This is a genomic window from Dinoroseobacter sp. S375 (assembly GCF_049800775.1).
Classification (GTDB): domain Bacteria; phylum Pseudomonadota; class Alphaproteobacteria; order Rhodobacterales; family Rhodobacteraceae; genus Dinoroseobacter.
Map to the genome: position 1 here is coordinate 916,902 of NZ_JBNAFR010000001.1, position 11,693 is coordinate 928,594.

Genomic DNA, 11,693 nt, shown 5'->3' on the forward strand with positions numbered 1-11,693 from the left:
ACAAAAGGAGACGTTCGAATGCTGAGAACCCTGAAATCCATCTTTGTGTGCATGGCCCTCGTTGTCACCGCCCACACGGCCAGCGCCTCGGTCGAGCGCAAGGTCGCCCTCGTGATCGGCAATGGCGCCTATATGCATGCCAGCCCCCTGACCAACCCGGTGAATGACGCCCAGGCCATGTCAAACAAGCTCGAAGCGCTCGGCTTTGAGACCTATACCGGCTTTGATCTGGACAAGTTCGGAATGGAACGGCTGCTGCGCGACTTCTCGCGCGCCTCCCGTGCCAGTGATGTGAACGTGTTCTTCTATGCCGGACATGGGATGTCGGTGAACGGCGTGAACTATCTGGTGCCGGTGGATGCGGCGTTTCAGGATGAAACCGCGCTCGACTTCGAAGCCGTCGCGGTGGACTTCATCACCCGGCAGATGTCCCTGTCGGATGCGGTGAACCTCGTCTTCCTCGATGCCTGCCGGGACAATCCGCTGGCCAATACTCTGTCGCGTTCGATCGGCGGCGGCACCCGGTCGGCGGCGGTGGCCAATGGCCTGGCCGAGATGAAAGTGTCGAACACCGGCAAGGGCATGGCGATTGCCTTCGCCACCAGCCCGGGCGAGGTGGCGCTGGACGGCGAGGGCGTGAATTCGCCCTTCACCACCGCGCTTCTGAAGCATCTGGACGCCGAGAACACCGATATCGCCGAGGTGTTCACGCGGGTCACCGGGGATGTCTACAACTCCACCGACCAGCAACAGCGTCCTTGGCTGAACGTGTCCCTCACCGGGCCGGTCATGCTGAACCCTGTTGTGCGTCTGCAGCAGCCCGCTCCGACCGACCAGCTCGCCATGGCAACACCTGCGCCGCAAGCCGCAGCCCCGGCGACGGGTCCCGGAACCCAGCGCCTGGAAGAGCAGAAACTGCTCTTTGATCTCGCCCGGGAAACCGGCGATGTGGATGACTACCGCGCCTATCTCGAGAGCTTTCCGCAAGGGCTCTATGCGAACAATGCGCGCCGGACGATCCGCAAGCTCGAGGGCGGCGCGGTGCAGAACACCCGGACACAGGCCGTGGCAGCCGTCGTAGCGCCGCCGGCCAATTCCCGCAGCGCCCAGATCAACGAGGTCGGGCCGCTCGTGCTGCCGGTTTCCGCGACCTTGCGGAGCCTGCCATCCAGCCAGGCGACCGAGTCCATGCTGGAACTGGACCGGACCCGTCGGGGCAACATCCAGTCGCGCCTCAACGCAGCGGGCCACAATGTCGGCGGGGTCGACGGGCAATGGGGTCGCAAAACCCGTGCCGGGATTTCCAACTGGCAGCTGGCCAACGGACTGCCGCCCTCTGGCTATCTGAACGTGCCGCAATACCAGCTGCTCGTGTCGCAGACCGAGGGCCGTTACACGCCCTATACCGCCCCTGTCCGGAGCTCGAACTCCGGTGGCGGTGGCTCCAAGAGCAAGTCGAGCGGGGCCGGTGAGATCGGGGCCGCTCTGCTCGGTGTGGCGATCGGGACGATCCTCGCCAAGTAACAATTGGATGGGGGCAGGCCGTGCCCGCCCCCATCCGGTGGCGTGGTTCCGAAACCGGAACCACGCGGACCCGCCAGGCTGATGCCGAAGGCTTGAAATCCGCCAGCCAGCGCCGGGCGCGTCGCATCTCTCATGCTCTGATCCGCTGTCCTTGCTGGCGCCAGGATCCTCAGTAAGGATCCTTGTCGGGCACGACCCGTCTGCAGAGGCCCGCATCCACCCTGTTCCTGCCCATACGTGACCCGCCGCCCGCGCAAGGCACGCCGTGCCCATTCCGCGCGATCCTTTGCCCCGTCCCGTGGCCCACAGCCAATGCCACCAGATCCGGCGCCGCAATACCCTTCGTTCATCTGCCGTTCATCTGGGCGCATGGGCAGATGTCATGGCGCTATGGGATGGACAGAGGTTTGAGGCGATGCGATTCCCAAGAGGACAGAGTAGTCAGCATGTCAAAACCGAGTGGTGGACCGCGCAGAACGGCTGGACTGACGCGCTGCCTCGCCGTTCTGGTGACCTCGACACTCCTGACCGGCATCGGCGCGGACAGCAGTTGGGCCCAGACCGCAAGCTTCAGATCCGTGGACACCAATGGGGACCGGGTACTGGATTTCGACGAGCTGGTTGCCGCCTTCGGTGAGCGCGGGGCGCGCAGCCTGCTGTCCTCCATGGACCGAAACCGAAACGGGCAGATCACGTTTCCGGAGTTGCGGGGGCTGGATCGGGACAGCGCCAGCCTGCGCGACCGGGCGGTGGCCCGACGGGGACGGACTGCCGGGCTTCAGGCCCTGCTACAGGGCGGGCTCGCCCTGTCAGGCCTCGCGATGTTCTGGGCCGCAGGCCAGATGGGTACGGCGCCGGCAACCCTCGCCGCGAGCCTGTCGGTTATGGCACTTGTGGCCGCCCCGCTTCAGGATCTCGGCAGCGCCTGGGACCACGCATGTGCCTGGCGGGTCGCCCGTGAAAAGGCGCTGCGACTGCTCGGTGAGCCCGTGCTCGCCCCGCGCGGCGGACAGGCCGACGCGCCGGTTGCCGTGGATCTGCAAGGCATGTGGCAGGGAGCGCCGCTTGCCGTCTCGGTTCAACCGGGGGATCTCGCGACGCTGCGCGGACCACGAGCGGATCTCTTGGCGCGCCATGTCTCCGGCCTCGACGCTTGCGCGGACCTGCAGGTCTCGATCGCGACCACAGGCGGAGCGGCGCATATCGCGCATATCGGCGACGCGCATATCGGCCTTCAGGGATCGCTCAGGCGCTCGGCCACGCTGATGAGCCGGAAGCGCCCCGATGACACGCGGATCGCACAGGTTCTGACAGCCTTTGGGCTGGAAGCGCTGCTGGACGGGCCTAGGGGGCTCGACCAGCGGGTTGCCGAGAATGGCAAGGGCCTGACACGGGCACACACCCTGCGGCTGGATCTGGCGCGCGCGGTGCTTGGCAAGGCCGAGCTTGTGGTGATCGCCTCTTCGCGGTGGTCGGCGGATCCGGATCGTGCCACCCTGCTGCAGGTTTTGCGGCACCAGACGGACGCGACGCTCCTCATCGCTGAAACGCCCCACGACACCCAAGCCGCTCAACCTGCCGAGGCCCCCTGATATGCGTTCTTCCACCCTGTTCGGCATCTACGCCATCGTGATCATCGGCCTTCTGGGCGGGCTTGCCGGGCTGACGCTCTACAGTCTCGAGAAATCCCGCTGGTGGGACGAACGTACCCAGCTGGCCCAGGAATCCTATGGCCACCACCTGCGGCTCGAGGCCAATCTCTATCGGCTGTTCAAACAGCATGGCGACGCCCTGCTGATTGGCGACCGGGATGACGGCGTCCGCGAGCGCGAACTGCGCAGCAAGATCGACCAGAACCTGATCGACATCCGAAACGTGATCGCGCGCGAGATCCAGCTGGTGGGCGAGGAGGAGATCGAGGAGCTCGAACTGCTCGACGCCATCGAGGATGACATCCGCGCGGTGAATGCGGCGATCTCGAGCCTCACACGCTCCGGGGATCCGATTGAAACCTTCGTTCAGATCGAACGCCTCGCGGCGCTTCTGGATGGGGATATCGACGATCAGCTGGACAAGAAGATCAACGCAGCCCTCGAAGAGGAGCTGGAAGAAACCGAAGAGGTTCTGATGGAGGCCGCCGCCTTCCGCGCCTGGAACAAGCGGCTGGTTTACGCGATCGTTCTGGTCGGGATCGCGACACTGGTCGTGGCCCTGATCTCGTTTGACGCGCAGATCCGCAAGCCGATCATCCGGCTCAAGGATGGAATCAACCGGCTGCGCGATGCCGAATACGCGAAGGCGGTCTATCTCGGCGGCAGCCGCGAGTTCCGGGATCTTGGCGGGGTTCTGAACCAGATGGGCGAAAAGCTCGCCGAGCGGGAGGCCAGCCGGGAAGAGCAGAAGCGCCGGCTGGAAGAGATGGTCGCAATCCGCACTGCGGAACTGAAGAGCCTCGTGGACAAACTCGAGATCGGGGAGGAAAACCGCAAGCGCCTGATGGCGGATATCAGTCATGAGCTCAGAACGCCGCTGGCCATCATTCTCGGGGTAGCGGACGTGACGTTGCGGACGGCGGGCAAGCTGAGTGAGGAGGTCTCGGATTCCCTCGCGCGCATCCGCGAGTCCGCCAAGCACACGAACCAGATCGTTGACGATATGCTTACCGTGGCCCGGTATGAAGCAGGACAGTTGCGGCTGGACCGGATGGAAACCGACTTGCGCAAAATCATGCATGATGCGGTTTCGATGTTCCCCAAAGCCGTACAGATCAAGATCCCCGATGCCCCGGTGATGGCCCGGGTCGATGAAGTGCGTCTGCGCCAGTCGATCCTTGCGCTCTTGCAGAATGCGCGCCGGTATGGCGGCCCGACGGTTTCGGTCGAGCTGCTGGATGGAGAGACGGGACATATCATTGCCGTCGAGGATGATGGGCCCGGCCTCAACGCGGCCGAGAAATCGCAGGCCTTTGACCGGTTCTAACAGGGCTCCAACGTCTCGGGTCTTGGGACCGCAGGCAGCGGTCTGGGCCTGCCCGTCGTGAAATCCATCGTCGAGGCCCATGGCGGGACCGTCGAGTTGCAGGATCGGATGGGCGGCGGGCTGCGCGTGATCGTGGACCTGCCCAAGGAGGCTCCGATGCGCACCGTCGCTCCCGTGGTTCCGCGGAAATCCACCGGTTCAAACCTCCCGGAGTGACACAGAATGCTCAGACGCCCTATCCTTTCGCCCCGACCCGGCCATGTCCGGCCCTCAGCAAGCCCGTCGCGGAGCCAGGCATGAACATTCTGCTTGTCGAAGACGAAACCCGCGTGGCCGATTTCATTCGGCGCGTTCTGGCCGCGGAAGGGTGGTCCGTGGACCATGCACCGGATGGGGAAGAGGCGTCCGAGCATGCCGCCACCAGCAGCTATGATGTCATCCTGCTGGATCTCATGCTGCCCGGCATTCAGGGCCAGGATGTGTGTCGCAAGCTGCGGGCCCGGAAATCCAAGACCCCGGTCCTGATGCTCACGGCTCTGAACAGCCCGAAAGAAAAGGTCGAGGGCCTGACCATCGGGGCCGATGACTACCTCGCCAAGCCCTTCGATTTCGATGAACTTGTCGCCCGCGTCGAAGCACTGCATCGCCGGGCCAATGGCTATGCGACGGATGTCAACGAGACCCTGATCTCCAACGGCGCGATCAGTTTTGACAGGACATCCCTGCAAGTCGCCGTCGAGGGCGTCGAAATCAGCCTGTCCAAGAAAGAGCGCGACCTGCTCTTGCTGTTTCTGACAAATGCCGGACGGGTCCTGTCCCGGGAACGGATCCTGAACGCGGTCTGGGGGCTCAACGCGGACCCATTGACCAATGTGGTCGATGTTTACGTGGGACGGCTGCGCCGCAAGATGGGCCCCGAGGGCAAGCGCATCGTGACCCTGCGCCATGTGGGTTACAGAATGACCTGACACACCCGCGACGATCCCTCTCGGGTCGCGGCGACCGCACCGTGGAGGGATATCGCCCGAGACACCCCTATGTCGCCACACCCGGCTCGAAAAAGCGCGTCCAGCGGATCAGCAGGCGGGAGTCCCGTTCGGCGGCCCGAAGCAGAGGATCGTCCTGCGCATCAATGGCGCGAAGCTCGAGTCCCAGCAGCTTCTGTTCGAAAAGCCCGCGTTGATACCCGAGCCTGTACCGTGCGCCGCCACCATTCACGTCGAGTATCGCCACGGCCCAAAGCTCGGTATCGTCGATATCGTCCCAGGTGATCCGGGTGCCAAGGAAGACGTCATCGTAGAAAGGGGTGACCGGGCTGCGGGCCTGGTCGCGATCGTCATAGATAATATTCGGCGATCGGTCCGAGATCCCGACCGGACCTGCCCAGATCGCAGAACATGTAGTCCAGCCGTCGCCGAAATAACGCAAGTAAGCACGACGGAGATCCCCGTAAGAGCGATCGCTATCCCAGCTGTCGTAACGCAGATAGGGCTCGATCACCGCCTGCCAGTTGCGATCGCCACGGCGCCAGGTCACATCCCCCGTAGCGATTAGGGCACCGACAGCCCCGTCCCGCTGACCGGGAAACTGCGGGTTTTCAGGAAAGCCGGAGAACTCCAGGGCAACCTCCGGCGACACCCTAAGGTCCTGCGCCATGGCAACCCCGGCGAGCATGAGGACGCCGCTAAACGCGCCTCCCGGCAAGTGATCTCGGCCCCGATTGCATGTCAGAGCCTGTCCAGTGCGGCAGGCTCGAAACCGCCCCGGCCCAGACGGGCAGCGAAATCGAAAGGTCCGCATTCCAGCACGGTGGTCTTGCCCGTCAGATGGTTGACCATGCTCTGCTTCTGCGCCCGCCAAACCGAGCCATAGCGCTTGAAATTGGTCAGGGTCAGCGCCTTGAGCCTCTGCCCACCGCGATCAAAGAAGACGAACTTGCGCAGCGGTCAGGTCTTGGTGTCAAAATGGCACAGCACGCGCGAACAATCCGAGCGGCGATAGGCGAGGATGCATTCGAGAATGCTCATCTCCATTCCGGCGACAGATGTCGTCTCCAGATACCGATACTCGAACCTGCCCAGCTCAGAGATCGTCAAATCCTCGAAGGAGAATCCCGAGCCCACAAAGGGCCCCGACTTGTTGGCCGAAAAGATCCGTTTGACCCGCGAGAGGCTGGGCAGGAACAGCCATGGATCTTCGGCGGCGGTGACCTTGGCATGGGACAAGAGCGCCGTGCCGTCCACATCGCCCGGGGAGAAGACCTGGATCATCGAGCGATCTCCGTCTCCCCCGGCCCGATATCTTTAGCGTGTCGATCTGCAATGCGCGGGTTGTGCGCCCCCGCCCGGTTCGTCAGGGTCATGGTGACCTCGGCAGAGCTCTTTCAGAAGCCCTTGTCGGATAGCCCCCTCTTCTGGGCGATGGCAGGGCTCTTCTCGGCGGCAGTTTGCGCGATACCGGCCAGCGGGATCAGAACGAGAGCGGTCGCACAGGCGACAATCGCGAGACGGGTCATCAGGAAGCCCCTTTCAAAGATGCCGTTGAGGTGGGAGCCTTGCGATTACCGAGCACCAGAAAGCTTGGCAAAAGGAGGAAATTGACGAGCATCACCATCATGATGGCCATGGCGGACAATAGCCCGAGATCGGCGTTAAACTGGAAGCTCGAGGTGACGCGCACCGCGCAGACCGCGCTCAGGAGGGTCGTAGTCGACAGCATCGCTGTCCCGGCAGTGTCAAAGGCATAGCGAATGCCCACGGCAACGGTTCGGCCCTTGTCCCGGGTGGCACGCAGGTGTTCCGACCGGCAATGCACCGCGCAATCGACCACGAGCCCGCCGGCGACGGCCCCGGCGGCTGCCACCGAGAACCCGACCGTCCCCACCAGCGCGGACCACAGGCCAAAGGTGATCAGGATCGCCAGCGCAGTGGGCAAAAGGCTCATCAGCCCCACCCGCAGCGACCCGAAGGTCAGCGACAGGATACCGACAATCGCATAGACGAGGTACACCGTGCCTTCGAACATCGCTTCGACAATACGCTGAGCGACAAAAACAAAGAACTTCTTGGCGCCGGTCACCTCGACCGTCGCCAGACCCTGCCCATTGATGGCAAACCTGGCCTCCGCCTCGGCGATGGACTGGCGCGTCTCGGTGGTCGTTACGTCGCGGGTCGTGGCCGGGGTCCGCGTGGTGCAAACGTCGATATCCGCCCTGTCATTCAGGTCGAGCCCTTGGGCTCAGCTCACAGACCAGCAGGTACTGGGCCGCGAGCTCTTTCCCAGCAGGGATGGTCGCGAATCCGGCTCCTCGCCATTCAGGTTCCGGTTCAGCCGTTTCAGGATGTCGGAAATCGCGAAGGCGTGGGTGACAACAGTGTCCTGCGCACGCAGGCAGTGGGTAAAGTCGTCCACGATCCCGCGGAACTCCGCATCCGTCGCCTGCCCAGGTGCTCCGGCATCGATCACGAATTCCATGGGTTCAGTCCCTGAGAACGGCTTGACCGCCTCGACCGCCTGCCGAAATTCGAACCGCGGAGAGACGTATTTGCTCCATTCGTCGTTCACTTCGATCAGCGGGATGAAGGCCATGGTCAGCACCGCGAACACCGCCGTGGTGCCAAACACAGCCCCGCCCGGGTGGTGACCAGCGTGGCGCGCCGCTCGGTCCAGCCAGCGCTGGTGCGCGATCCGCCGGGTGAACCGCAAGGGCAGGATCGAGGCCAGCGCGGGCACGAATGATCTGTTCATCGCATGCGTGACCGAATGATATGCCAATGCAGTCAATGCTTTGATTGAGATCCGCACAGAAACGGACTTGGGAGACGCGGCCAAGATCCGCGTCGCGATCAAAAGCCTCTACGACACGATTGTGGTCTCTGCTACCGGGCGGCTCTCGCCCTTGGTCGCCAAAGTCTTCCAGACCATGCCCGCCGTCGCACAACCCTTTCACAGCGATGACATTGATCATCAGCGCGCCGCCCTTGAGAATCTCGTGAGTGACGGGGTCGCCCGTGGCAGCTTCAAGGCACAGGATTTCGACATCTTCCGTCATCTCGTCATTAATCCGATTGTGACCCTGTCCCTGTCCCTGTCGCGCAAGATGTTTGCGAAGTTCGAGATCTGGATGACCACTTTCCCGTCCGCAAGCTCTGTGATGGGCATAGCTAGGCGATCATGGCCCTGCTGCGGGATTGAGACCGTGGCGGCGCGTCAGGCCGCGAGTTCCTCGCGCAGCCAGTCCAGCAATTGCTCGGTTTGCGGATGGGTCTGGCGCGCCGGGCCGCGAAACACCGACAGTTCAGTCGGACACTCGACCAGCGCGGTGCAGGGACGGACCAGCTTGCCTTCGGCGATCAGGGCCTCGGTGGTCCTGCGCCATCCCAGGGCCACGCCCTGCCCCGCCACGGCCGCCTGCAGGGCCAGCGGATAGCTGTCGAACGGGGTCAGTCGCGGACGGCGCGCCCCGTCCACGCCGACCCGGGCAAACCAGTCCTGCCACTCCATCCAGTCCTGAGGAGCCACCGCATGGGACAGAAGCGGAAGGGACAGCAGCGCGGCCGGGTCCAGCGGCAGGGCGCGATCTGCGACCAGACCCGGCGCACAAACCGGAAAGATATCATCAGCGGCCGTGAACATCCGCCGGGCCGTGCCCGAAGGACGCCCGGTGGTCTGCAGCGCCACATCAAACGCCTCGCCGCTTTCGGTCAGGGGGATCAGGCTGGACACCACCCGCAGCTCGGTACCCGGATGGCGCTCGTGAAACCGGGGCAGGCGCGGCATCAGCCAGTAGAACGCCTCGCACAGCTGGCAATGGAGCACGAGCTCGGTCTTGCGTCTGCGGTGTTGCAACCCCGCGATCTCTTCGCTGATCTCAGACAAGGCCGCGCTGACCACCCGCCCGAGGCGCTTGCCGCTCTCGGTCAGGAACACCGCACGGTTGCGCCGTTCGAACAGGGGCACGCCAATCTCGCGCTCAAGGGCGGCGATCTGTTTGCTGATCGCGGTCTGGGTCATGCCCAGCTCATCCGCCGCGCGCGAGAAGCTTTCCAGTCGGGCAGCGGCTTCAAAGGGTTTCAGGCGCGAGAGCGGCGGCAGGGACATGGCGGCCTATCTATTCCATTTGATCATGCAAATCGCATGAGAACTCCTTTTTCATTCGCAATCATACATGATTTCCCTGCCACAGCGAGACAAAGCTGAGAGGCCCCGCATGTCATCCCGCCCCCACCCCACCGAGACGCGCTACGCGGTGCTGGCGATCCTTCTCTCCGTTGCGGCCCTGTCCCTGGGGGATGCGGTGATCAAGGCGACCGGGCTGGCCCTGCCCCTGTGGCAGATGCTGATCCTGCGCTCCGCGCTTGTGGCGCCGGTCCTGTGGTGGCTGGCACGGCGCGGGGGCGGGCCGGTTCTGCGCCGCCCCCACTGGGCGCTGCTGCGCGCGGGGCTGCTCGTGGCCATGTGGCTCTGCAACTATACGGCCCTGCCCCTGATGCCGCTATCACTGGCAGCGGCGGCGTATTACACGGGGCCGCTGTTCATCGTGGTGCTGGCCGCTCTGGTGGCGCGCCGCTGGCCGCGTCGGCAAGCACTGCTGGCCATTCTTGCGGGCTTCATCGGGGTTCTGATGGTCATTCGCCCGGACATGTCGGGCTTTGCGCCGGGCACGCTTCTGCCGGTGCTCGCGGCCGTGCTCTATGCCGCCGCCATGGTGCTGACCGCCGCCACATGCCGGGAGGAGAACCCCTTTGGCCTCGCCCTTGTGCTGAACCTGAGCTTCGTCCTCGGTGGCGCGGTGCTCGGTCTCTTTTCCGGCCGCGAGGGGTCGTTCATGCTCGGCCCATGGCAGGGCGTCGATCTGAGCCTTCTGATCACCGTCGCGGGGCTCGCGCTGTTGATCCTGATCGGCAGTGTCGGCGCAGCCATCGCCTATCAGAAGGGCCCACCCGCCACCGTGGCCGCATTCGATTACAGCTATCTGGTCTTCAGCCTGATCTGGGGCGCGCTGTTCTTTGCCGAGGTGCCGGGGCGCGTGGCGCTGCTGGGCATCGCGCTGATCCTCGGTGCGGGCCTCTTCGCCCTGCCGGGCCGAAAGAACTAGGCGGGAGCACGACAACGCGCAGCCGGGCTCTGGCCCCTGTGGCGCGCCAGCGCTATGCCATCCGCATGGAGAATTTGAATGTCACGCCGGCCGATGGGGTCAACCCCGAGATCCTTGCCGCCCTGCGGGTCGAGGCCATGCGGCCCAGCCTCGAAGCGGTTGGTCGCTTTGACCCCGAGAGCGCGCGCCAGCGGTTCCTCGACAGCTACAGCGCGGCGGATACGCGGCTGATCCATGCAGGCCATGTCCTGATCGGGTTTTACGTTCTGCGGCAATTGCCCGACCACATCTACCTCAATCACATCTATATCGAGGCCGCGCATCAGGGCGGCGGCGCAGGGCGCAGCATCCTGACCACGATCCAGGATCAAGCCCGCGCGGCGGGACTGCCAGTGCGCCTGCGCGCCTTGGGGGGCAGCCCCGCCAATGACTTCTATGCCTCTTGCGGGTTTGTTTGCGAGCGCTCGGATGCGCTGGACAACTACTATATCTGGGAGCCGACCTGAGCACCGGTCGGGCCGCATCCCGATCATGCGCCCCAAGCGCTCCGCCCGCCCAAGGTGGTGGTGGTTGATCTGACGCCGCACACTGGCCGCGTTGCGGGCCGTAGTTAGATCGCACCGTCAGGCAGGGACCGCACACCCGGCACCGCAACCCGGCGCGTCCGGCAACCCCGGTGATCAGTCATACCCCGCCCGAAGGCCGGGGATGGTCATACTGGCCCCGAACGTGACCGGGCCAAGCCTCTCGCGGTCGCCGAGATGGACCAGAGCCCGGTCGAAGCTGTTGCTCCGCAAGGCACCCGGAGCGTCGAGCCCAAGCGGAGTGCCGCCCAGCGCCGCGCGGGACAATTGTGGTCGCGGCGGAGGTCCCATTGTCGATCAGTCCGAAAACTGCACTGCTCACCGCGCCCGCGGCAGCGTTGGGAGAACAGGGTCCGGCCTCGAAAGACCACGCGAAGTTCGGCGTTCACGCAGAACCGATGTCCGCCCCACAAGGCGAAACCGGCGGCACAAATAGTCCCTGCCTCGCGCAACTCTGCAACCATGAGCATGTCGGCCCCATACGCTCTCGACCCGACCCGGAGAGCGCG

The 11,693-nt window shown here is 64.4% G+C and carries 11 protein-coding genes and 2 pseudogenes; 6 read left to right on the plus strand and 7 right to left on the minus strand.

Annotated features, from left to right (window positions below):
- The first annotated feature begins 18 nt into the window (after nucleotides 1-18).
- The 4 genes and pseudogenes from ACP150_RS04390 to ACP150_RS04405 all read left to right on the plus strand — a co-directional run bounded on the left by ACP150_RS04390 (nucleotide 19) and on the right by ACP150_RS04405 (nucleotide 5,471).
- Nucleotides 19-1,524: a caspase family protein gene (locus ACP150_RS04390; RefSeq protein WP_424965327.1), complete on the plus strand. Its 1,506-nt coding sequence runs from the start codon at nucleotides 19-21 to the stop codon at nucleotides 1,522-1,524.
- Between the two features lie 509 nt (nucleotides 1,525-2,033).
- Entirely contained in the window at nucleotides 2,034-3,116 is a 1,083-nt protein-coding gene (locus tag ACP150_RS04395; RefSeq protein WP_424965328.1) for a hypothetical protein, read from the plus strand.
- Nucleotide 3,117: 1 nt separating this feature from the next.
- Nucleotides 3,118-4,719 (plus strand): annotated as a pseudogene (locus tag ACP150_RS04400) (ATP-binding protein).
- A gap of 80 nt (nucleotides 4,720-4,799) precedes the next feature.
- Entirely contained in the window at nucleotides 4,800-5,471 is a 672-nt protein-coding gene (locus tag ACP150_RS04405) for a response regulator transcription factor (protein ID WP_424965329.1), read from the plus strand.
- A gap of 67 nt (nucleotides 5,472-5,538) precedes the next feature.
- Here the strand turns inward: ACP150_RS04405 and ACP150_RS04410 are convergent, their stop codons facing one another.
- The 6 genes and pseudogenes from ACP150_RS04410 to ACP150_RS04435 all read right to left on the minus strand — a co-directional run bounded on the left by ACP150_RS04410 (nucleotide 5,539) and on the right by ACP150_RS04435 (nucleotide 9,603).
- The gene (locus ACP150_RS04410; RefSeq protein ID WP_424965330.1) at nucleotides 5,539-6,177 is read right to left on the minus strand and encodes a hypothetical protein; all 639 of its coding nucleotides are present in this window, start codon (nucleotides 6,175-6,177) and stop codon (nucleotides 5,539-5,541) included.
- A gap of 53 nt (nucleotides 6,178-6,230) precedes the next feature.
- Nucleotides 6,231-6,773: pseudogene (locus ACP150_RS04415) on the minus strand (outer membrane lipoprotein-sorting protein).
- A gap of 113 nt (nucleotides 6,774-6,886) precedes the next feature.
- The gene (locus ACP150_RS04420) at nucleotides 6,887-7,018 is read right to left on the minus strand and encodes a hypothetical protein (protein ID WP_424965331.1); all 132 of its coding nucleotides are present in this window, start codon (nucleotides 7,016-7,018) and stop codon (nucleotides 6,887-6,889) included.
- A complete protein-coding gene (locus ACP150_RS04425; RefSeq protein WP_424965332.1) occupies nucleotides 7,018-7,581 on the minus strand; it encodes a hypothetical protein in 564 nt (187 codons plus the stop codon). Before ACP150_RS04425 ends, ACP150_RS04420 begins: the two co-directional genes overlap by 1 nt.
- A gap of 159 nt (nucleotides 7,582-7,740) precedes the next feature.
- Entirely contained in the window at nucleotides 7,741-8,250 is a 510-nt protein-coding gene (locus tag ACP150_RS04430; protein ID WP_424965333.1) for a hypothetical protein, read from the minus strand.
- 462 nt (nucleotides 8,251-8,712) lie between these two features.
- A complete protein-coding gene (locus ACP150_RS04435; protein WP_424965334.1) occupies nucleotides 8,713-9,603 on the minus strand; it encodes a LysR family transcriptional regulator in 891 nt (296 codons plus the stop codon).
- Nucleotides 9,604-9,712: 109 nt separating this feature from the next.
- Between ACP150_RS04435 and ACP150_RS04440 the strand changes: the two genes are divergently transcribed.
- Entirely contained in the window at nucleotides 9,713-10,600 is an 888-nt protein-coding gene (locus ACP150_RS04440) for a DMT family transporter (RefSeq protein WP_424965335.1), read from the plus strand.
- A gap of 65 nt (nucleotides 10,601-10,665) precedes the next feature.
- Nucleotides 10,666-11,106, plus strand: coding sequence for a GNAT family N-acetyltransferase (locus ACP150_RS04445; RefSeq protein ID WP_424965336.1), 441 nt, complete (start codon nucleotides 10,666-10,668; stop codon nucleotides 11,104-11,106).
- 174 nt (nucleotides 11,107-11,280) lie between these two features.
- Here the strand turns inward: ACP150_RS04445 and ACP150_RS04450 are convergent, their stop codons facing one another.
- Nucleotides 11,281-11,451, minus strand: coding sequence for a hypothetical protein (locus tag ACP150_RS04450; RefSeq protein ID WP_424965337.1), 171 nt, complete (start codon nucleotides 11,449-11,451; stop codon nucleotides 11,281-11,283).
- Nucleotides 11,452-11,693 lie beyond the last annotated feature (242 nt).